Annotated in this window: 10 protein-coding genes; 7 read left to right on the top strand and 3 right to left on the bottom strand. The window is 46.7% G+C overall.

Features of this window, described 5'->3' with window-relative positions:
- Positions 1-3: 3 nt before the first annotated feature.
- The gene (locus L6475_RS03835; RefSeq protein ID WP_237822667.1) at positions 4-4,842 is read left to right on the top strand and encodes a glycosyl hydrolase 115 family protein; all 4,839 of its coding nucleotides are present in this window, start codon (positions 4-6) and stop codon (positions 4,840-4,842) included.
- Between the two features lie 75 nt (positions 4,843-4,917).
- Here the strand turns inward: L6475_RS03835 and L6475_RS03830 are convergent, their stop codons facing one another.
- Positions 4,918-7,899: a hypothetical protein gene (locus tag L6475_RS03830; protein WP_237822665.1), complete on the bottom strand. Its 2,982-nt coding sequence runs from the start codon at positions 7,897-7,899 to the stop codon at positions 4,918-4,920.
- Between the two features lie 454 nt (positions 7,900-8,353).
- On the opposite strand from L6475_RS03830, the gene L6475_RS03825 reads away from it, so the two are divergent.
- Positions 8,354-9,655: a hypothetical protein gene (locus L6475_RS03825; RefSeq protein ID WP_237822663.1), complete on the top strand. Its 1,302-nt coding sequence runs from the start codon at positions 8,354-8,356 to the stop codon at positions 9,653-9,655.
- A 12-nt stretch (positions 9,656-9,667) separates the two neighbouring features.
- A complete protein-coding gene (locus L6475_RS03820; protein WP_237822661.1) occupies positions 9,668-11,737 on the top strand; it encodes a beta-L-arabinofuranosidase domain-containing protein in 2,070 nt (689 codons plus the stop codon).
- A 69-nt stretch (positions 11,738-11,806) separates the two neighbouring features.
- On the opposite strand, the gene L6475_RS03815 is transcribed toward L6475_RS03820, so the two are convergent.
- Together L6475_RS03815 and L6475_RS03810 are read right to left on the bottom strand one after the other, a co-directional pair.
- Positions 11,807-12,784 carry an ROK family protein gene (locus L6475_RS03815; RefSeq protein WP_237822659.1) on the bottom strand — a complete coding sequence of 326 codons (978 nt, stop codon included), beginning with the start codon at positions 12,782-12,784 and terminating at the stop codon, positions 11,807-11,809.
- A 71-nt stretch (positions 12,785-12,855) separates the two neighbouring features.
- Complete coding sequence (locus L6475_RS03810; protein WP_255777607.1) at positions 12,856-13,773, bottom strand: family 43 glycosylhydrolase; 918 nt, start codon at positions 13,771-13,773, stop codon at positions 12,856-12,858.
- Between the two features lie 512 nt (positions 13,774-14,285).
- Between L6475_RS03810 and L6475_RS03805 the strand changes: the two genes are divergently transcribed.
- Genes L6475_RS03805 through L6475_RS03790 form a run of 4 tightly spaced genes read left to right on the top strand, consistent with a single transcriptional unit; the run spans position 14,286 to position 24,066 of the window.
- Entirely contained in the window at positions 14,286-16,796 is a 2,511-nt protein-coding gene (locus tag L6475_RS03805; RefSeq protein ID WP_237822655.1) for a glutaminase family protein, read from the top strand.
- A gap of 35 nt (positions 16,797-16,831) precedes the next feature.
- Positions 16,832-18,610: an IPT/TIG domain-containing protein gene (locus tag L6475_RS03800; RefSeq protein ID WP_237822653.1), complete on the top strand. Its 1,779-nt coding sequence runs from the start codon at positions 16,832-16,834 to the stop codon at positions 18,608-18,610.
- Between the two features lie 12 nt (positions 18,611-18,622).
- Positions 18,623-21,832, top strand: a complete 3,210-nt coding sequence (locus L6475_RS03795) for a TonB-dependent receptor (RefSeq protein ID WP_237822652.1) — start codon at positions 18,623-18,625, stop codon at positions 21,830-21,832.
- Between the two features lie 23 nt (positions 21,833-21,855).
- Entirely contained in the window at positions 21,856-24,066 is a 2,211-nt protein-coding gene (locus tag L6475_RS03790) for a RagB/SusD family nutrient uptake outer membrane protein (protein ID WP_237822649.1), read from the top strand.
- The last annotated feature ends 9 nt before the right edge of the window (positions 24,067-24,075 follow it).

The following is a 24,075-nucleotide window of genomic DNA, read 5'->3' as shown; positions in this document are numbered from 1 at the left end:
AGCATGAATTTTTTAGGAAAATCATGTCTGACGGCAGCCATGACAGTATTGGCCAGTATGATACCAACCAATACTGTTATGGCTGATGATTCAGACGCACCTCGAACCATTACCAGTTTCAGAGACTTTCGTAACATTGAAGGCAGAACACAAACCATTGGAGACGTGACACTCTCTGAACCAGACATTTACTATGTTAGCAACGGCGACAACACCTACAAGGCCTATCGTAACACTGTACAACCCATAGAGACACCGGCTGAGATGACAGCACCCTACCTGAACCAGGCCACTGCCAACAGTATTCAGGTGTGCTGGAAAACAAAAAGCAAGAACGAGGGATCGGTGGTTCACTTTGGAACATCAGAGAGTCAACTGACCCAGCAGGTACAGTCAACCGTCACACAGATTGCCACCAATTATTATTGGCACACCGCTCAACTGACAGGACTAACGGCAAACACCGTATATTATTACCAAGTATCATCGGGAAACAAAACCAGTAAGACCGGACACTTCCGTACAATGCCTGAGGCTGGAAACAAGGAACCGTTCCGTATTTTGATGATTGGTGATCACCAGCGCAATGAACGCTCCGATTACGAATGGCTGATCCGTATGGCCGAACGCAAAGCAAAACAGAAATGGGGCAAGAACGCACTGGAAGACAATGTACGCCTGCTGATGAATGTGGGCGACCAGGTGGACTCCGGCTCTGTACGCCAGTATGAGTTCACCCATCTGTACAAATCACGCGAAGTGATGTCACGTCTGCCCATTATGACTGCCGTAGGAAACCACGAACTGTTCAAGGACCCTGATCTGAACCTATACAAAGGGCACTACGCATCCTACGAGAATATTGACTATCAGGGAATTAAGAGTAATACGGCTCTTTACTATGCCTACCAGGCCGGTCCCGTGCTATTTGTGGTGATGAACACCGACGGCACTTCCAACGAGCAGAAGCAATGGGTGAAGAATGTGGTAGAGGCAGCCGACAACGATGCAACGGTTAAGTTCATCGTGAGCGTACAACACCGTCCTCTTTATGCCGAGCAATGGGCCGGCGATACCAATCCGTGGATGACCGGTGAGGTGATGCCTATTCTCTCAACGTCAAAGAAACACGTACTCAATTGTGCCGGACACCATCATCTCTATGCACGTGGACAGATGACGCAATGGCCTGTTTACCACATGATAACAGGCGGTGGCGTAGGCACTTCGGCCCAAGACTACGAACAACTTTGGGGTAGAACTCCCGATAACCGTAACCGCGATGAGGTGCAGATGACCATTGACCAATGGACTTATCAGTTAATGGAGTTCGATCCGAAAAGCGAAACAATGACGGTAGAGACCTATTCATTGGGCAACTCACGTCTGGCACTCGACAATGTGCTGATTGACCGTTTCTCACGGAAACTGTCTGGTGCTGACAAGCCCGAGCAACCATCACTGGACTTGACTGGTAGCACGGTGGCACTGCCGGCTGTCATCAATCAGAAAGTTGCTGTTGAGGGCCTTCACAGCAGCGAATATCAGATAGCCACCGATGCTGCTTTCACCAACATTATCTATGACCGCATCCTGCTTTTTGAGGACTTCTATGATGTAGATGCCAAGAAACTTCCTAAGAACGTACGGGAAGGTTTGCCTGTGACAACTCTCGAACTGGCAACCTCTGATGTTCCTTCCGGCACTTTCTATATTCGCTGCCGCAACCGTTCGATGAACCTTGACTGGAGCGATTTCTCAATAGCACGGACTATCACGCTGACGGGCTCTACCATGCCGGTGCTCACGCTTTCAAAAAATGTTTATGAAGAAGGCGAGCCCATCGTGGTCAACTTTGCGAATGTGCCTGCACTGAAAGATGACTGGATTGGCATCTATGCAGTGGGCCAAACACCCGTGGACAGCAAATGTCCCACCTATGTTTACACAAACCAGCAGAAGAATGGCAGTGTGACTCTCAACGTAAGCGGTACCTACAATTTTGTTTCGCCACTCCCTGCTGGTAACTATTTCGCCTGTTACTTCCTTTCCAATGGCTACGAAGAGGCTACACCCCGCATTGCCTTTAAAGTAAGAAAGAAAGGCGAGGTGATTTCCTTAAAAGAGGGCAACGTTTCAATCGTGGTGCCAGAAGCTGAATGCAGTCAGGTGAAACTGGCGATAGAAGCGCTTCAAAAGGATTTTGAAAAGGTATTGGGATTCAAGCCTGCCATTGTCAACACCACCGGCACCACACAAGGAGTGGAACTGGTGGTGGCTAATGGTGCCGTTGAAGGTACATTCGCAGACATCACTCCCCTCGAAGGTTTCGAGTCGCACCGTGTGTATGCAGATACGGAAAACAATCGTATCGTGATGCAGGGCGCCGACATGCGCGGCACTATCTACGCTATCTACTCACTGAGTGAGCAACTGCTGGGCGTACCCCCACTGTGGTACTGGTGTGACTGGCAGCCGGAATTGAAGGAACAGATTGAGGTGCCTGCCGACTTCAACTACTATCAGCCTTCGCCCACCGTGCGCTACCGTGCATGGTTCCCGAATGATGAAGACCTTTTCGTGCCCTGGCGCCGCCTTTCTGCCGACAACAATGAACGCTGGCTGGAGACGATGCTCCGACTGAAATTGAACACCGTGGAATATACAGCCACCGTGACCACTAACGGTACACTGAATGCCGAGGCCATGCTCTATAAGAAATACGGTCTGGTGCTTACTTCTCACCACATGGTGGCACTGAACAACAGCTTTGCCAACTGGGATGCCTACTGGCAACAAGTGAAGAAGCAGACGCCCCCTGCCCTCTCTGTAAACGATATGGCCTCACTGCGCGAATTCTGGCAATACAATATCGATGCAGTGATGAACAGCGGAGTGGAAAACCTATGGCAGGTGGCTTTTCGTGGAAAGACCGACCAACCTTTCTGGTCTGTATTCAGCGATGCCCCCGCCACCGATGCAGAGCGTGGTGCGGTCATCAACCGGATGGTGAAGGAACAGTACGACATGATATGTAAGTCAACAGGCGAGGAGAATCCTTTTGTGCGCATGACGTTCTACGATGAGATTTCATCTCTTCTTGCTGCCGGACACCTGCAGCCACCTACTGCCACCAATATGTTGTGGACTTTTGTTGCCGGCCGTCGTGATCACTATCCCTACGATGACCTGGTGAACTGGACCAATACCAACAATGTGAAGTTAGGCTACTACATGAACTTGCAGTTCTATTCAACAGGTGCTCACTTGGCTCCCGCCGAGGGACCTTGGAAAATGGAGGACAACTATCGCTATGTGCAGAGCAAGGGCCCACTCACATTCAGCGTGGTCAATGCCGGCAACGTGCGCGAGTTCCTGATGGAGATGAGCGCCAACGCCGCTATGATGTGGAATTCGGAGGACTACAAGACTGATGACTTCATGCGTCAGTTCTGTGCACAGTACTTCGGCGAAGAGCATGCAAAGGAGATAGCCCAGCTCTATCACGACTACTATTATGCCTACTGGAACCCGAAGAAGAGTGACTTCCCCGGCGGATTTGACCGACAGTATGTGTTCCAGGATCTGCGCCACTCGCAGGTCATCAAACAAATCAACAACACATGGAACACCTTCAAGGTGAACCCCTTTACCGAGATAGGCTATGAGAGTGTACCCGGACGTACCTTCCGTATTGAAGGAAGGAATCCTGTGGACAGCGTACTGGCTGGTATGAGTCGTGAGATGGTGGCTTTCGGCAATGTGGCCCGTCGCTGCGATGCGATCATTACACAATTGCCTGCCGGGGAAACGCAATTCTTCTATGATCATCTTTCGGCTTATGCGCACTACATGGAGAATCTGGCCACCGCCGTTTATCACTATGTATATGCGTATAAGAACAAAACGGACCATCGCTTTGATCATCTTCAGACTTCTTATGAGGCCATGAAAGCAGCCAAAGCTGCCTTGATAGCTTCACAACACGGTGTGTTCAGTCACTGGTATGACACTGACGACAAGTTTGAAATGGATGCCCGTATTGAGGCAATCCGTAGTCGTATGAACGAGGAGGAGGATCTCACGCTCACCGAACAACTGATTGAGAACTACGATTTTGAATACAACCACGACTGTGTGCTCAATGCCATAGGCAATACCGGCCGTGGTATTCCCTGCAGCTGGGAGTCACAGGGCGAATTGAAGAAAGGCGCCAACGGACTTGATTCTTACGGCGTGAACCAGGGTGCCTCAAACTATCACGGCAACAATGTGTGCTGGATAAACTCGGTACCCATGCCCGATGAGTTTGTGCTCTCGCAGACGATTCCTGCTGCCAAGCTCACACCTGGAACCTATCGTGTGGCCTGCAAACTGTGGGTGGAAGTGAACAAGAAAACCAACTGCCGTCTGTTTGCCAACAAAAACGTACAATACTACGGAACTGAAAGCGACTATACCAACCTGCTTACTCCAGAAGAGATAAACACTTATGCTGGATATGCCGGTGGTAATACCAATGACTTTGTGCTTCGCGACATGGAGGTGGTTGTGGAGGTGGGTGAAGGTGAAGACCTCACCATCGGTATCAAGTCGGGCAATATGCGCAACAACGGAGTTCGCTCTACAAACGACAATGCCGGTTGGTTCAAGGTTGACTTCTTTCGCATCCACAAAATCAACGATGCTACTAACATCCAACAGCCGGTAGTCTCTGCCTTTCATCCTTCCGTCATTTATGACCTCCAGGGACGGAAAATTGCTAACAGTCAACTTTCAATGATGAAAAGTTCATTGAAAAAGGGCATCTACATAGCAGATGGCAGAAAGTTTGTAAGATAAAAAACATACAACAAAAAACAAAGGCTTGTCGAAAAACTGACAAGCCTTTGTTTTTTTTGTAGTTCTTTAGGAAGACTACTTCTTTATGACTTTCTTTCCATTCTGGATGTACAGGCCTCGAACGGGTTTCTGAACACGTACACCCTGCAAATTGTAGATTACATCAGAGTTCACTGCTTCATTTTCAACCTGTTGGATACCATCGACAACGGATGTGCCAAGGTAGGCCAAGCGGAAGTTGTCGGCAACAACCCAGTTGTTTTGACGATGATCATTGCCTGACTTGCGGATACCAATGGTAATCTGAGTGTCAGCTTGACCAACTTCAAACTTTACGGTGTTCCAGTAAAGACCGGTCTCAAAGAAGGCTGCAGCCTGTATCATATTATCAGGATAGTTACCTATCTCTGAGTCGCGTCCCTCACCAGGAGCCTGATCAGCCTCTTCGTGGATGTACATCAACGGAGTAGTATCATCACCTGCATACAATACTGCAGGGGCATGCAGGGGCTCAGAGCTTGCGACACTGGCTGTATGGGCATCGAACGATCCGTCACGATAGTACGACTGCACGCTCAGGCTATACTTACCAGCACGAGGCAGAGTGATGGTCTGTGAGAGATTATATTCCTGAGAGTTGAAAGTTTCGGTATTCTTGTCACCGAAGTCGCGGTTGCCCCATTCCCAACCTTGGTTCAGATCAGTCCAAGGATTGTTCAGAGCAGCGAACTTATTGAAGCTGGCATCACGGATGAGCACAGTAGCATCGACAGGATTTTCAGCACTGGCGTTCTCTAACTGAGCCAAACGATCGGCCTTAGAAACAAGCATCCACTCAGCATCAGGATTACCAGGAGTGCCCCATGTAGCAGTAACAGTATTGAAGTGATGTTTGCCACCGCCGTCAACTTCACCGTTTTCGTCAAATGCCAGATAACCGCGGCTACCTTTTACGGCATAAACGCCAGGCTTGCCACTAACAGGCTCGAAAACATAGGTATCGCCATTGTCACTATCAACATAAGGGCTGCCATTGAGGTACTTCTGGCGGGCATCTCCAGGAATAAGCTCATTGAACTGGATGGTAAATCCATTACCATTCTGGGCAAGAGTTGCCAACAGGCCGGGATAGCCCAAGGCTGCATGTGTTCCCCAGTCGGAACCGTTTGTGAGATAAGCCTTGCGACCGACATTATAGAGATAGAACTCACCTGCTTCAGGTTCGTTGCCAGTATAAGCGGCAGCATCTGTTTCGATATGAGCAATCTTTCGAGCTACACGAAGGTCACTAACGAGGGCATTTAAGGCATCAACTGAAGTTCCATTGACAAAGAAGTCGTTTGCCCCATTAACATTAACACCGTCAGCTTCAGCAAGAACAGTAATTTTACTCAGCAAGGTGATATTAACATCCTTAGCAGCCTTAAATGCGTTCTGAAGAGCTTCAAGAGCACTCTTCTGGGCTGCCAGATTATCACCCTCTACTACGCCTTTGGCAGTGTTCAGAGCCTGAGTGAGCGCATTTTTCAAGGCAGTTGTGGTGTTAAGATTAGCCTGTTCCTGCTCAACTTCAGGAATGAGCAGTGCAAGCTGAGGAGCGAAGGGGTTTACAGCAGGATAAGCCTCGGGATAGGCATACTTGCCAAGTTTCCAGTTTCCAAAATTGAAACTGAAGTCTTTTCCATCATCGACAACTCCGAACTGTACTACCAGCATGGCATAATTCTGGTCGGGAGTAAAATCGACAGAAACAGCGTGATCGGTAGTCTGAGCCTGTGGTAACTGGGCTTCAGCGAAGATGGTGCCTGAACCAGCGGCCTGACCATGATCAAAGTTTTCGTTCTTAAGAATGAGGAAAGGCAGTGTAGTGTATGAGCTCCAAGAATTCCAGCCACCTGTTGAATAAGTGAATGAGATATTGTAATCGGCATTCTCTTCCAAATCGGTAACCTTATAGAAGAGGGGCTCCCAGCCACCAGTTCCTCTGTAAGGATTGAATGTATTTACGCCAGTGCTTTCATCAAAGCCGATGTTTGCGCCATTGCCGAATACATTGTTCCAGTGTTCATTGTTAGAACGCCAGTTCTTCATATTCTTATAATCACCCTCTATGCTATTAACCAAGCGTTCGCCAACCAAAGTAAAGGCGCCATTGCTGTACTTATAGATTTTTCCATCGGTAGTATTCAGGACCATCTTTCCTTCATAGACAGAAATTCCTGGTACCATTTTCTCTGCAGCATCTGGACTTAACTCAAACTCCTTGGTATTGGCAGATGTGTACATCTTATTCGTCAGCTTATCTAACAAGCCAGCTTTTCCATCAGAAGTAACAGCCGGTACGAGTTCGAGCACCTTATTATCACCTTCATAAAGATCCAGGCTATAGAGGGTTACATAAGGATTGTAGCAGTCTGTCTGAAGATGTTCATTGTTGGGCCAGTTTTTGTTTTGAGCAAAAACATATAAAGGAGTTTTACAATCGGCATTTTTAGGTGAGTCGGTAATGGTTCCGCGCAAATTGGTCATTGCCGCATCATCATAAATTTTCAAATCACCGGCTGTTGCATCGAGTACCGTCCAGATCTTCTCACCATAAACCATCTGACTCTTGTTGCCGGTTTCACCTCCAAGGTTGATAGTGGCATTAGTGGTAAAGAAGCAGAAACGGTCTTTCCAGCCTCCCTGATCATAACCTGTTCCATAGACAGCTTTCCAATCCGGACCATTCTCGGCTTTGATGACAGCCACAGCCTTTGAATTCTGTTTTGGAATGTAGTTTAAGTTAATAAAAGCGCCATCAGGTGATTTTAAATACTCAATCTGCGCATACTGAGTGTCAGTAGAGGCGATGTTCAACGTATTTGTCTTCACATACACTCCGTACTGCTCGTACTGATTAAGATTGTTTCGCACATAGGTCTTGCCGTCTTTCTGACTGAAGACATAAGCATCGTCACCTGCATAGGTAGCGATGTCATCGACCACGGTTACCGACTGAGCTGAAGCTGTAAACGAACTCAGCACAGTAGCAATCAAAAGAAAAAATTTCTTCATAAGCGTTGGTTTTGTTTAGAAAATAGTAATGATTATTGATTAGTTATTATACCTTATATAATATAAGATGTTTTGTTAGGGTAAAGCTTTTAAATTTTGCTTACCAGAATGTATGACATATTCAGCAAGCAGAAAACAAAAAGACACACGCATCAATTGCGATTGATATACGCAGAAAGAATAAGTATTCATTTCAAAAGGGTAATAAGTTACTTACTATTTTAGTTATTTTGTGATGCAAAAGTAAATTCTTACTCTAACAGCACAGAAAAACCTTGTGTCAAAAAAGAACAAAAACTAGTCAAATAGGAGGAACTATACAAAATAAAGCCCACAAAAGGGGTCAATAATGATATTTTATACTTTTTGAACGGATTTTATCCATTACTATATTTTTATCGACCTACTTTTGCATACATTATCAACTACAATAACAAATACAACCAAAAAAACTATGAGTAACTTAAAAAAACTATTCACTCTTATGATGGCAGCGATATGTTCGTATTCTGCGTCAATTGCGAACGATGACGTCATCGTTTCAACGTGGAATCCGAAGAATGTATTACTACCAGCATCACAATTCACGCCCACACAACGTTGGAGCGCTGACGTGATGGTGTTCAACACCGGACAGGAATATGCGGATGCATATTATAATAAGGTGTGGGGAACACCCAATGACGACAGCGAGGGACGTCACTGGTATGAACCTGACTACAAGCTTACAAACGGAGCAAAAGAATGGGAACAGCAAACGGCTCCTTTCAGCAGTGATGAAACCTATATTGGACAAAAGTCATATAGGTGGATAACAACAGGAATCATGGGCGAAATTTACCTGAGGCGCACGTTTACGCTAAGCAGCCAGGTTCTTCATGACATTTTTCTTGCTTGCGGACACGATGATTCTCCTTCAGAGTACTATATCAATGGAACATTGGTGTTCACAAGCTCAGATGGTTGGAATAACGAGGAACATGTACTGCTTACAGCCGAACAGAAAGCCCTGATAAAAACTGACGGATCGGAAAATGTGTTGGCCGTTCACGTGCATCAGAACTGGGGCGGTGCATATGCTGACTGCGGACTATACGAAGCAGACATGCGTATAGAGAATATTCTGTTGCCTACATTGGGAAATGGTCCCTGGCCCTGCTCTTACTATCTGTTGAACAAAAACGAAGAACTGAGCAAGCTGAACCCAAAGCAATGGACAGGACGCTGCGTAATAGAAGACGACTGGGCTATGGGCTATGGGCCCTTCAGCAACAGCCCCGACATGTTTCTCACCACTGGTTGGGGAAGCGACAGGCTTCCACTCCTGATACGTCGTCATTTTTCACTCTCTGCAAGCGATTTAGCCACTATCAACGAGAATACATACGAACTGATGTGTAGCTATGATGAGAATCCAAAGATTTACCTCAATGGTACACTCATCTGGAGTGCTACAGGATGGAACGATAACGACTATGCGCACTACATACTGACAAAAGCGAATAAGGCACTGCTAAAAGAAGGTGATAATGTACTGGCTGTAAGTCTTACAGCGGGTAATGGCGGTGGACATATTGACTATGGACTGAGCATCACCAAACCTTATGTTCCCTCCCGTATAAACGATACAAAGTCTGTACTCTCTTCCACTCTATCTGATATGAATGCCTATGATCTCAACGGACGTCGTATCAGTTCACTCGCAACAGCTCAGAAAGGTATTTATATAGTAAACGGAAAGAAAATAATCAAATAGAATAATATAAGAATGAAAAAGATATTCAACCTATTAGCAGTAACCGCTGCCACATTGGTATCTACCACAGCTTTTTCTCAAGCTGAAGTTAAAATCACAGATCGTCCGTCAGAGACTGTTTACCGTGCCCCACTCCACGGCGGATATCTGAAGAAGCTGCCTGTCGGCAAAGTGCAACCCAAGGGATGGCTGCGAGAAATACTCGACCGTCAGAGCAAGGGTTTAAATGGACAATTAGGCACTGTCAGCGCTTGGCTTGACAAGAACAACAACCAATGGCTCAGTGACCGTGGTGATCACGGATGGGAGGAAGTTCCCTACTGGCTGCGCGGATATTCGTCGCTGGCTTATATACTTGACGACGAGCAGATGAAACAAGAAGCACAGGTATGGTTTGATGCCGTACTGAGTCATCTGAAATCGAACGGCGAACTTGGCCCCAGCGGTACTGATGGTGATCCCAACACTCCCGACCTGTGGGCAAAGATGCCTATGCTATGGGCGCTTCAGACCTACTACGAGCACAGTGGCGATGAGCGTGTACTCACAGCAATGAAGAACTACTTCAAATGGGAAATGACTATTCCAGACGACCATTTCCTCAAGGGATTATGGCAAGGGAAACGTGGCAGCGACAACGAATGGAGCGTAATCTGGCTGTATAACCAAACCGGAGACGAAACTATACTGCCCCTTATCGCTAAGCTGCATCGTTGCGGTGTTGACTGGACAATGAAAGATGACCTGCCAAACTACCACGGTGTGAATGTGGCCCAGGGATTCCGTGAACCTGCCACCTATTATGTATATACAGGCGAAGAGGACATGTTGCAGTGTGCCTATAACAATCAGCGTGAAATGAGAAAGCGCTACGGACAGGTGCCTGGCGGCATGTATGGAGCCGACGAGAATGCCCGTCAAGGATATAGCGATCCACGTCAGGGTGCTGAAACATGTGCCGTTGTGGAACAGATGGCCAGCGATGAGATGATGATGGGAATTACTGGTGACCCTGCATGGGCAGACCATCTGGAGGATGTGGCTTTCAACACGCTGCCAGCTGCTCTAACCTCTGATATGCGTGCACTACGCTATATCACTTCTCCCAACATGGCTGTCAGCGACGGTAAAAATCATGCTCCCAGCATTGACAACAGTCTGCGTGGCATGCTTTCCATGAGTCCTTTCAGCAGCCGCTGCTGTCAGCATAACCACGGCATGGGATGGCCTTACCTTACTGAGCATCTGGTAATGCAGACTGCCGACAAGGGTCTTGCCGCGATGGTTTACCTGGCCAGTGAGACAACGGCTGAGGTAGCTGACGGAAAAACCGTAACCCTCGACATCAACTCTAACTATCCTTTCGAAGAACAGGTTTCAATGACCATCCATACCTCTGAGCCAACAGCCTTCCCTCTTTACCTGAGAATACCGAAGTGGGCCAATGAAGCCTCAATCACGCTCAATGGTAATGCCATCGATGCCATTTCTCTGCAAGCAGGAAAGTATGTATGTCTGAATAACACCTGGAAAGAGGGAGACGAACTACGCCTTACTTTGCCAATGAATATCAGTATGCGCACCTGGCAACAGAACAAAGGCAGCCTTACAGTAGATTACGGACCACTGACGCTCTCACTTCAGATTGACGAGCGATACAACAAGCGTGACAGCAGCGACCCAGAAATTGTGCAGGACGACAGTCACTGGCAGGCAAGTGTTGACAAATCTCTTTGGCCGGCATATGAAATCTTCGCCGACAGCCCATGGAACTATGCCCTAGTGACCAACGACGAAGGAATGCCCTTAGACCTTTCTGTCATCCGCCGTCCTTGGCCTGCAGACAATTATCCTTTCACACTTGAATCGGTTCCCCTTCAATTCACGGCAAAGGCTCAACGCATTCCATCATGGGGATTCGACGAGACCGGAATGACAGCAGATCTACCCACCCGTTATGCTCAACGCAGCCAAGAGGTAGAGGATATAAAGCTGGTTCCTATGGGAGCCGCCCGACTACGTATCACTGCTTTCCCAAAAGCAAACGTAGGCACAGGTATTGATCCTGACTGTAACGAATAATACATACAAAAAAGCTGCTTAATCCTTCAGGAGATTAAGCAGCTTTTTATATCTCTTAATTAAGACTGTCTATTTGAACAATGAATATTCGGGAACTTCCCATGCCAATGCACTGGCACCTAAGACATCGCGCTCGGCATTATGCAGGTCAGAAAGCATAATGCGAACTTTACCAACCATGTTACGGAATATGTGCTTTTCGAACGACTCACGCGTTGGCTTTAACAGCCATTCGCCTGCCTGTGATACGCCACCTGTAACAATAATAGCCTCTGGATTGACCAATGTAGCGTAAGTAGCAAGTGCACGTCCGAAAATCTGACCGGTTCGACGATAGACTTCAATAGCCAACTCATCACCTTCATCACAGAATTGGGTAATCATTTTTGAATCAAGGTGCTCAACACCACGCATTTTGGAAGGAGCTGTACTTTCAGCCAACAGTTCACGAGCAGTTTGAGCAATTCCTGCCGAGGCAACATAGGTCTCTAAACATCCACGCAATCCACAAGGACAGGGACGTCCATTTTCTTCAAAACAAGTGTGGCCAAATTCACCGGCATAGCCAAAGGCGCCCTGATGTTCGTGGCCTTCAGAGAAGAAGCAACTGCCTAATCCCACACCGAGATTCAGTACAATAAAGTTCTTCATGCCATGAGCGGCTCCATACATTTTCTCTCCTAAAGCAGTATTGTGGGCATCATTGCCCAAAGCAACGGCAACACCCAAACGGTCACGCAACATGGCAGCCAAAGGAATAACGCCTTTCCACGGAAGATTCGGGGAATTTTCTATACAACCAGATAGAAACACTCCACTCGGAGCACTGATACCCACAGAACGGATAGTGTCGTAGCCACCATTGGCTTCGGATAATTCAATAATAGCTTCGGTGAGTTTGTCAATATATCCGCCTATTTCGGGATAATCTGCTGTTGCAAACTGTTGATGGGCTATGACATTTCCACGCACATCAACAATTGCCAATGTGGTACGGATAGTACCGATATCAACTCCTACCACTCGTTTTTTTACACTTGTCTGCATAGGTTACTACAACTTTAAAAAGGTAAAAATTCGATTAACTAGCAATTACGGAAGGGATGAATAAAAACAATCTAATTGAACACCGGCAACCCATCATCTGTCCAAGAGATTGGACGCATATAGGTGTCACGGACAATATTTCCCTTCTCCAACCACTTCTTCTCATAAATCATATATGTCGCTTTACCATCTGATGATGGTACCAGATAGACATTGGATATGGTGCTATAGGTGATCGTATCGGGGGCCATCATCGGCTCATCGCGCTTAGTCCATGAAGAAGGATTCAACAAATCAGCACCAACAGGGGCTGTAAGCATACCCATAGCAGTATAAACAGTCCAAATGCCACTTGCGGAATAAAGGACAACGACACGTTGACCATCGGGAGATATGAAAGCTTCCGGATTTTCATTGACATAGATGGGATAAGCAGAACGATTGCCATTGGGATTAATCCATTGGCGTTCCCATTCATAATCGGGCTTGGAAATCAAAACACGTTCAGAGCTAATTGTCCATGGATTTTCCATGCGGGCAATATAAATACACTGAGTCTCTGTTTCATTGCGACGCTTTGGCCAACTACTCCAAAGCAAATACAATTCGCCGGAAGGCATTTGAAGTAAATTGGGATGTATGCCATAGTTCCATTCGGCATGCGTTTCTATCACACCTTTCATCACGAAAGTACCTTTCATAGGATCTGCATCCTTACATTCCAGCACATAAAGGTTGTGATTGTCAGTATTACCATCATCGGCTTCAAAATACATGTACCATTTCCCACCAATATTATAAATCTCAGGCGACCAGAAATGAGTCATACTATCCTGCTGGGCACTCCACAAAGTACGATGTTCAGCCTTTTCAAGTTTAGTAAGATCGTCAGTGCAATATAGTTCAACTGACTCTCCACCCATCCCTTGAAAAGTAAAATAATACTTTCCATCATGAAAAATTGCTTGCGGATACCCCAATTGTTTCATTATAAGTGTAGAATCACCCCCATTTTCCGTTATACTTTTGTTTTGACAACTAACGAAAAATATCAGGAGAAAACACCTTATTATATTATATAGAGCCTTATTTGACTTCATACAACTAAAAAAATGATTATACTAATAGTCGATAGTTATAGATTGACCCTGCAAAAGTACGATTAACTTTTCAGATGACAAAAAAATTGAACCATAATTATCAAATAAACGCCGAAAAAAGCCATTTGAACGATTATTATTTTGTTTTGAATAGATTTTTTCATTCGATTAGCGAGAAATTGTGTTACTTTGCATCCAGAAAATAAGAAAAGTAAAGTTAGTAATAATGTTTTGATAAGTAGTTAGTAGTTTTTATTTACGGTGTGAACCGGATTATTAATGGTAGGTATAAGATTCTTTTGAGGTAAAAGATTGTTTTCAAGGGTGACAAAACTTAATTTAATAAAAGAGAAACAACTTAATAATATTCATTAATAACTAAAAAATAACAAACAATTCTAATGAAAAGATTCTTAACTATGTGCGCTGTTAGCCTCGTTGCTCTGGCGACAATGGCTCAAAGTGCAAATCTATTCACTCCTTACAAGAAGACTGATTTGCGATTGCCTTCAGTTCCTCTGGTAGTCAGCGATCCTTATTTTAGCATTTGGTCTCCATTCGACCAGCTGACCGATGGTACAACCCGTCACTGGACTGACGACGAAAAGCCCATGGAGGGTTTGCTCCGCGTAGATGGAACAACCTATCGTTGGATGGGTGCAGAGCGTCCTATTCTTGAGACCATCATTCCTATGGCCGACGAAGAAGCTTGGGAAGCTGATTATACACGTGAAGTACAGAAAGGTAATGACTGGGCAAAGCCCAACTTCAAGGCAACAGGCTGGAACCGCGGCAAGGCTGCCTGGGGTAGCGACGGTCTGAGCCACGTACGCACTCACTGGAGCAAAGAGAACAGTGATCTGTATGTACGTCGTAGCATCAACCTGAAGGCAAGCGACCTGAAGGATGACCTATTTATTATATACTCACACGATGATGTGTTCGAACTGTTCATCAATGGCACAAAGGTGGCTTTCACCGGCGAGACATGGAGAGAAGGTGTACGCCTCTACCTGAACGACAAGCTGAAGGCCCTGCTGCACGAGGGTGAGAACATCATCGCTGCTCACTGCCACAACACTACTGGCGGTGCTTACACTGACTTCGGACTGTTCAAAAACACAAGCAAGAGCGCAGGAACCATCCTGACTGCTAAGCAGAAGTCTGTTGACGTACTCGCAACCAACACTTATTACACATTCATATGCGGACCTGTAGAACTCGACGTGGTATTCACTGCTCCTATGCTGATTGACGACTACGACTTGCTCTCTTCTCCCATCAACTACATTTCTTATCAGGTACGTTCTACCGACAAGAAAGAACACGACGTTCAGCTGCTCATTGCCGCTACTCCCGAAATGGGTCTGAACAAGGTAAGCCAGCCCACTCGTTCACAGATTGTACGTGAGAACGGTGTGAACTACGTAAAGAGCGGAACCATCGACCAGCCTATTCTGGCTAAGAAAGGCGACGGCATCTGCATCGACTGGGGTTACCTGTACATTCCTGCCATCAACGGTCAGGTGAACATGGGTTCTACCGAAAAGGTTAGAGGTGACTTCATGCGCACTGGTAAGGTTGAATTCGAAAGAAGAGGCCAGCGCTACATTGAAACTTCTAAGGCTGCCGACATGCCTCTGCTGAGCTACACTCACGACTTCGGTCGCACACAGCAGGCTTCAAGCTTCATGATGATCGGTTACGATGAAATTCAGGACATCGAATACATGTACGAGCGCTACAAGGGCTATTGGGCACACGGCGGTACCGTAAGCATCTTCCAGATGTTCAACCGTCTGAATTCTCAGTATGCTAACATCATGCAGCGTTGCCGCGAATTCGACAAGCGCATCTATGATGATGGTCTGAAGTCTGGTAATGCTCACTATGCAGAAATCCTGTCTGGTGCTTATCGTCACGTGATTGCAGCCCACAAGCTGTTCCAGGACAAGGACGGTAACCTGCTGTTCTTCTCTAAGGAGAATAACTCTAACGGTTGTGTAAACACCGTAGACTTAACTTATCCTGAGGCTCCTCTGTTCCTGGTTTACAACCCCGAACTGCAGAAGGCCATGATGACTTCTATTTTCGACTATTCTTACACTGGTCGTTGGACTAAGCCTTTCGCTGCACACGACTTGGGTACCTACCCCATCGCCAACGGTCAGGTTTACGGTGGTGACATGCCTCTTGAGGAAGCTGGTAACATGCTGACTCTCGCTGCTCAGCTCTGCAAGATTGACGGCAACACCAACTATGTAAACAAGTACTACAATATTCTGAAGACTTGGGCCGACTATCTCTCTGAGAACGGTCAGGATCCCGCTAACCAGCTCTGCACCGACGACTTCGCAGGTCACTGGGCTCACAATGCCAACCTGTCTATCAAGGCTATCATGGGTGTAGCTGCCTTCGCTGAGATTGCTCGCATGAAGGGTGACATCAATACTGCCGACAAGTACTTGGCCCGTGCTCGCGAGATGGGTACACAGTGGGAGAAAGATGCTCGTGAGGGTGACCACTATCGTCTGGCTTTCGACCGCAAGAACACTTGGAGCCAGAAGTACAACATGATCTGGGACAAGCTGTGGCAGACAAAGGTATTCCCCGAGGGAGCCATGGAGCGTGACGTGAAGTACTATCTGAAGAAGCAGAACAAATATGGTCTGCCCCTTGATATCCGTAAGGACTACACCAAGAACGACTGGATTATGTGGACCGCAGCAATGGCTAACGACAAGGAAACATTCCTGAAGTTTGTAGAGCCTATCTACAAGTTCATGAACGAGACCGAGAGTCGCGTTCCCACCAGCGACTGGTACGACACCAAGACCGGACGTATGGTCGGCTTCAAGGCCCGCTCAGTGATTGGCGGATTCTGGATGCAAGTATTAATTGACAAAAAATAACTTATAAGCCTAACTTTATGAAACTAACGAAAAGCATGAAAACGCCGTTAGTAGTCATAACAGCTATTCTCGCAGGACTTGCTACACTCTCGTGTAGTGAGTCCTCGACAACTGCTGAAGACTATGTCGGCGTTCAATCGTCTGATCCTTTCGACCCTTCGAAGGACATCACGATTAACAATTTCACACCTGAGAAAGGTAGTGTCGGACAACAGATTTTTATTCATGGCAGCAACTTTGGCAATGACCCAAAAATGGTTAAAGTGCTCATTGGTAAGAAAGAAGCTGTCGTAGTCAGTGTAAAGAGTAATAGCATCTACTGCTATCTGCCCGGTGCTGCCTACAACGTAATCGAAGGCAACCGCCTTTTTGCCGATATCGAAGTAAAGATTGAAGGCAAAGAAGCCAAAGCTGCCAACCGTTTTGAATACGAACGCAAAATGGTTGTTGGCAAACTTTGTGGTAAGAGCTACGACAAGGAAGCCGACGCTGTATGGATCGACGGTTCGTTCGAGGATTGCAGCGGTTTCAAGAACGATGGCGTAATGCAGTTCTCACCCTACAATCACGACCAACTTTTTGTTGTATATGACCAGGAGCCTCACTTCGGTACAGTGGCCCACGGCATTCAGCTCATTGACCTGAAAGAGCAGACTGTAAAAACCATTCTGCCATTGAGCAAATTCTCTAACCAGCGTCTGCGTACCATCGACTTTGCTGTTGACCCCTTCATGTATAATGAGGACGGAACATACGCCTATCAGATGGTTCAGAAGAAGGATGCTGAAGGCAACCCAATGTTCGATGACGACTCGAATCCTATCATGGAAAAGAGCGGTTATGCTCCCGAAGGATGGGACAAGACAGCTACTGCCGACCAGAAAAAATGGCGTGAGCACTTGATTATCTCTGCCGATAACGACAACGATCAATATCGCGCTAATTCAGTATATATTGTTGACCGTGACCCAGATGGTGAATTCAGCAACAAGTCAGTTGTTCGCCAGTTGGCCAACTACCGCCAGTGTAACGGTGCTTCTCTGCACCCCATCAATGGCGAGCTCTATTTCACCAGCTTTACACAGGGTGAAGTATTGCGCCTGGACATGATGAAGTACTGGAACACCATTCTGCCTGACTCACTGGGTGGACTGGGCCGCACATGGTCTTCATTCGTCAACGATAACTTGCATGACATCAACACAGGCTCAGAGAGTGGATCTGGCGCCTTTGAGAAACTGTTCACTATTCAGGATACAAACTGGGAATTCCAGATTGACATCCACCCCAGCGGAAAGTATGCTTACATTGTAGTTATCAACCGTAACTACATTCTGCGTTCCGATTATAATGAAGAGACCAAGCGTTTCTCAGCACCTTACCGCGTAGCTGGTGATATGTCACATGACGGATTTCAAGATGGCGTAGGTCTGACAGCGCTGATGCATCGTCCCTATCAGGGAACTTTTGTTAAGAACGACCAGTATGAGGCTGAAGGACGTGCAGACATCTATGACTTCTATTTCTGTGACTCACAAAACGATGCTATTCGTCTGCTGACACCGGAAGGCATTGTGAAGACTTATGCCGGCGGTAGTGCTGCTACCCATGCTGATGGTAATACTTATGGTAACGAAAATGGTGAGTTGCGCGACTTTGCACGTTTCCATCGTCCTACCGGCTTGGTAAACGATGTGCACCGCGATGCTATCACAGGCGAGAACACACTTATATTCTATATTTTGGATACGAGCAACTACGCTATCCGTACCATTACTATGGAAGAAAACTTAGAAGCAGAGGAAAAGAAATAAAGGCTCAACATTATGAAAAGATATATAGCAACACTATTGTTCTTCCTGAGCGTAACAATCTCTGCTCTGGCACAGAACGAATATACAATCAAGGGACGCGTAACCGATCTTTCCGGAATGGAGATTATCGGTGCCAGCGTCATTGTGAAAGACTCAAAAGGTCTTGGTACCATCACCGACTTGAATGGTAACTATTCTATCAAGGTACAGCAGTACCGCACACTGGTATTCTCATACATTGGTTATAAGACTCAGGAAGTTCTGATCAAAGGCGACCAGAAAGAACTGAATATCACCCTTCAGGAAGATGTTCAAAATGCTGTTGATGAAGTGGTGGTAACCGGTATGGGTACTCAGAAGAAACTTACTGTTACGGGTGCCGTTTCTACTGTAAAGATGGACGACCTGAAGCACTACAGCACTTCAAACCTGACCAACACTCTGGCTGGTAACGTTCCTGGTATCATGGCATTCCAGACAAGTGGTCAGCCCGGTAAGAACACCTCAGAATTCTGGATTCGTGGTATCTCTACTTTTGGTGCCAGTTCTAAAGCTTACATCCTGGTGGATGGTTTTGAGCGCGAGAACATCGACGACATCAATATTGAAGATATTGAGAACTTCTCAGTGTTGAAAGATGCTTCTGCCACAGCTATCTACGGTTCAAAAGGTGCAAACGGTGTAATCTTGATAACTACCAAACACGGTAAGGCCGGTAAGGTACAGATTAACGGTAAGGTGGAAACTTCTTACAACACTCGTACCATCACACCTGAGTTCGTGGATGGTTTCCAGTATGCAAATTTCCTGAACGAAGCTCGTGTAACACGTAACCTTGGTCGTTTGTATCAGCCCGTTGAGCTCGACATCATCCGTGAAGGTTTGGATCCAGACCTCTATCCTAACGTTGACTGGCAGGACCTCTTGTTGAAGGACGGTGCTATGAGCTACCGTGCCAACCTGAATATCAGTGGTGGTGGTGAGACTGCCCGTTATTATGTGTCAATGGCCTACACCGAGGATGAAGGTATGTATAAGACCGACAACACATTGAAGGACAAATATGACACTAACGCCAACTACAAGCGTTGGAACTACCGCATGAACGTCGATGTGGACGTAACCAAGACTACCTTGCTGAAATTAGGCGTAGGTGGAAGCTTGAACAAGCGCAACTCTCCAGGTATCGGTGATGACAAAGTTTGGGGACAGTTGTTCGGTTACAACCCACTTTCCACACCTGTACTCTACTCTAACGGTTATTATCCTGCAAAGGGAACTTACAAAGAAGAGATTAAAGACGGACAGCCTTATTATACCTTGGAAGCCAACTATATCAACCCTTGGGTATCAAGTACACAGACTGGCTACAACAACGAGTGGCAGAGCGATATCCAGACAAATGCCACCTTGGAGCAGAAGTTGGACTTCATTACTAAGGGCCTGAACCTGACTGCTCGTTTCGGTTTCGATACCCACAACGAAAATGCTATTCAGCACCACCGTATGCCAGCCCTCTACTCTGCTCGTTCTCGCAACACGGAGACAGGTGAGCTGGACTTCCAGCAAGTTCAGAGTGTTCAAGACATGACACAGTCAACCAGCAGCGATGGCTGGCGCCGTGAATTCGTGGACGTTTTACTGCACTGGGATCGCTCATTCTTGGATGCTCACAACCTGGGTGCAAACATCAAATATACCGAGAATCAGCATATTTCCACCCAGAATCTGGGCAATGACATCAAAAACTCTGTATCTCGCAAGAACAAGAGTCTGGCTTCTCAGTTCACTTATAACTATAAGTACCGTTACTTCTTTGACTACAACTTTGGTTACAATGGCTCTGAGAACTTTGCCGACGGTCACCGTTGGGGTTTCTTCCCTGCATGGTCTGTAGCATGGAACATCGGTGAGGAGCCTTTGGTGAAGAAAATAGCTCCTTGGCTCGACATGTTCAAGGTTCGCTTCTCTCACGGTAAAGTGGGTAACGACCAGCTTGCAAACGTACGTTTCCCTTATCTCTACACTCTTCTCAGTTCTCAGACTGATGCTGAGAAAGAACTGGGTGGTGGTGGCAATGGCTACTACTGGGGTGAAAACCACACCAACCAATATGAAGGTATCCGCTATCGCCAGGTGGCTTCTGAAGGTGTAACATGGGAGGTTGCAACAAAGAATGACATTGGTGTTGACCTCGTTTTATTCAACAATCAGTTGTCTCTTACCGTTGACTACTTCGATGAAGAGCGTACTGGTATCTATCAAGAGCGCCGTTTCCTGCCTACTACAGTTGGTCTGGAATTTTGGGACAGAGGCAAGGATGATAAAGACATTGGCTGGAACTATCCTCGTGCTAACGTAGGCTCAGTAAAATCTCGTGGTTTCGATGGTAATTTCCGTTATGAAAGACGCTTCGGCGATTTCAATGTAACCCTCCGCGGTAACATGACCTACTCTAAGAACGAGATTGGTGAATACGATGAAGAAAACAATGTATATGCTTACCAGAACCAGCATGGCTACCGTGTAGATCAGGTTCGTGGTCTGATTGCTCTGGGTCTGTTCAAGGATTACGACGATATCCGCAACTCTCCCACTCAGACATTCGGAACCGTACAGCCTGGTGACATCAAATATAAAGATGTAAATGGTGACGGTATTATCGATGCTGGTGACGAATGCGCCATTGGTGCTACCAGCAAGCCTAACCTGATTTACGGTCTTGGTTTGTCAGTAACATGGAAAGGCTTCGACTTCAACCTGCACTTCCAGGGAGCCGGCAAGAGCACCTTCATGACCTTAGGTAAGAACGTTTACGCTTTCAGCGAAGGTCAGTGGGGTAACATCTTTAAAGGTCTGCTCGACGACCGTTGGGTGGATAGCGAGACAGCCAGCATGCTGGGCATCGCTCCCAACGAAGACGTGAATGCTTCTTATCCCCGTCTGAGCTATGGTGGCAATGCCAACAACTACCGCAACTCTACGTTCTGGCTGCGCGATGGTCGCTATCTGCGCTTGAAGAACCTGGATATCGGCTACACACTGCCTAAGAGCATTGTCAACAAGATACATTTCCAGAACATTCGTTTCTATGTATCAGGCACCAATCTGTTCTTCCTCTCAAAGAAGTTCGACACATGGGATCCTGAGTCGCTTCAGCCAAGAGGTGAAGACTACCCCATCACCAAAGCAGTTACGCTGGGTATGCAAGTCAATTTGTAATTAAAAATTGAAAGTCTATAATTATGAATACTAAAAATATAAAACATATTTTGCTCGCTGCAACGGTAAGCTGTGGTTTTGCGACTACTTTCACCGCTTGTTCTGACCTGGATTCAGACAAGTATTTCGACGACCGCAAAACACTTGAAAGCGTTTTTAGCGACAAACAACAGGCCGACCAGTGGCTGGCTCATGCCTTCTCTTTCCTGGACGGAAGCAACTTCGAAGTAGCTTCTAAGGGTTCAACTGGCGGCGACGGCGGTAGTTGGAATCCTTTCAACTTCGACGACGACATGTACTACGGTGACCGTGACAACACGTTCGGTGACTCTAAAGACGCTGACTTTGCTTCATATAATTCTTTCCACGAAGGAAACTATAGCGAGAATCAGGGTCAGAACGCATGGGTGCGCTGCTATCAGGGTATCTATCAGGCTTCTATCTTCATTCACAACATCGGCATCAACCAAGAGATGTCCGAGAAAGAGATTGAAGACTATCGTGGTCAGGCTCGTTTCGTACGTGCCTACTACTACTGGCTATTGCTCCGCAAGTTCGGTCCTGTGCCCATCATGGCTGACGAAGGTGCAGACTACACATTGGAATACGATGAACTGGCCACTCCACGTTCTACTTACGAGGAGTGTGCTACCTACATCGCCGACCAGATGTTGCAGGCTTCTAAAGAGCTGAAGTATTACAATCGCGATGAAGGTAATGTGATGCGTCCCACCATCGGTGCCGCACTGGCAACTCGTGCCATCGTACTCACCTATGCTGCATCTCCCCTGGCTAACGGTCAACTGAAGAACGGTAAGCACCCTGCCTCTGTAAATGATGACATTGCCAAACAGCTGCGCAACTTTGATGGTACTTACCTTCTTTCACTTGAATACGACGAATCAAAGTGGGCACGTGCTGCTGCAGCTTTGAAGGACGTGATTGACTTGGGCGTATATGACCTCTATGTTGACGGCTTCGACGATCAGACAACTGGTGGTGACTATCCTTTGAGCGTCGCTCCTCCTTACAATGCTGAATTCTCTGACAAGAACTGGCCTAACGGTTGGAAGAACATTGACCCCTACAAGTCGTATGCAAAACTGTTCAATGGTTCAGTTAGTCCCTCGAACAATCCCGAGATGATTTTCACTCGTGGCAACATGAACAAGAATGACCACGACAATGGTATCGGTTCGTTGGTACTGCACTCTATGCCTGTTTCACTGAACGGTTGGAACACGCACGGTCTGACACAGAAGATGGTTGACACCTACTATACGAAAGATGGTGGTGATGTAGACGGCATGTACAGCGAATGGCGCCAGCCAGGTGCTACGACTGTAGAGAATCCTGGTAACGACCGTCCTCGCAGCACTGAATTCATCACCCGTTCTGAAGCTCAGTCAAATGCTTATCCCGAAGTGCCCATTTGGCACCTGGGCACCTCAAGCCAGCAGGCACAGCAGCGTATGAACGTTTCTAAGCAGTATGTAGGGCGCGAACCCCGTTTCTATGCTTCTGTAGCATATAGCGGCAGTGTATGGCAGATGCTGGATCATCCTACAAACTCTATGTGGGGAACACAGGTAACCTACTATCGTGCTGGTAGCGATGGTTATAAGAATGCTTTCTCATATCTGCGTACAGGTATTGGCGTGAAGAAATACTACAATCCACACGACTATATCAACGCACAGAACAACTATGATCATATCTGCGAAAAGTATGAGCCTGCTATCCGTTACGCTGACATTTTGCTGATGTACACAGAATGTTTGAACGAGTTGACTGAAGGTCAAGCTTATCAGGAAAAAGACTGGCAAGGCAATGATGTAGTAATCACAGGTCGTAACTTGCAGGAAATGAAGCGTGGCATCCAGCCCGTTCGTATTCGTGCCGGTTTGCCCGATTACACTGCTGCTGAATATGCAGACAAGGATGTGCTGCGTGCAAAGATCAAGCGTGAGCGCATGATTGAGTTCATGGGTGAAGGCAAGCGCTACTTCGACCTACGTCGTTGGATGGATGCTCCTATCGAGGAGAACAAGCGCATCTATGGTTTGAACGTATTCATGACTGCCAGCAGCAAAACTGACTTCATGAAAGTGATTCCTGTTTACAACCTCTCGGCTACATTTACTGACAAGATGTACTTCTGGCCCATCTCATTCTCTGACCTGAAGCGTAACAAGAATCTGGTACAGAACCCCGGATGGAAGTATAATGACTAAGAGTAATTT

The organism is Prevotella sp. E9-3, assembly GCF_022024015.1.
GTDB lineage: Bacteria > Bacteroidota > Bacteroidia > Bacteroidales > Bacteroidaceae > Prevotella.
Note: the sequence above shows the minus strand (reverse complement) of the source record. Positions and strands in the feature narration are given on the sequence as shown.

What these genes read in the sequence shown, in the direction of transcription:
- L6475_RS03815 (WP_237822659.1), bottom strand. Translation starts at nt 12,784, where the DNA reads ATGCAGACAAGTGTAAAAAAACGAGTGGTAGGAGTTGATATCGGTACT.
- L6475_RS03800 (WP_237822653.1), top strand. Translation starts at nt 16,832, where the DNA reads ATGAAAACGCCGTTAGTAGTCATAACAGCTATTCTCGCAGGACTTGCT.
- L6475_RS03790 (WP_237822649.1), top strand. Translation starts at nt 21,856, where the DNA reads ATGAATACTAAAAATATAAAACATATTTTGCTCGCTGCAACGGTAAGC.
- L6475_RS03810 (WP_255777607.1), bottom strand. Translation starts at nt 13,773, where the DNA reads ATGAAACAATTGGGGTATCCGCAAGCAATTTTTCATGATGGAAAGTAT.
- L6475_RS03805 (WP_237822655.1), top strand. Translation starts at nt 14,286, where the DNA reads ATGAAAAGATTCTTAACTATGTGCGCTGTTAGCCTCGTTGCTCTGGCG.
- L6475_RS03835 (WP_237822667.1), top strand. Translation starts at nt 4, where the DNA reads ATGAATTTTTTAGGAAAATCATGTCTGACGGCAGCCATGACAGTATTG.
- L6475_RS03830 (WP_237822665.1), bottom strand. Translation starts at nt 7,899, where the DNA reads ATGAAGAAATTTTTTCTTTTGATTGCTACTGTGCTGAGTTCGTTTACA.
- L6475_RS03825 (WP_237822663.1), top strand. Translation starts at nt 8,354, where the DNA reads ATGAGTAACTTAAAAAAACTATTCACTCTTATGATGGCAGCGATATGT.
- L6475_RS03795 (WP_237822652.1), top strand. Translation starts at nt 18,623, where the DNA reads ATGAAAAGATATATAGCAACACTATTGTTCTTCCTGAGCGTAACAATC.
- L6475_RS03820 (WP_237822661.1), top strand. Translation starts at nt 9,668, where the DNA reads ATGAAAAAGATATTCAACCTATTAGCAGTAACCGCTGCCACATTGGTA.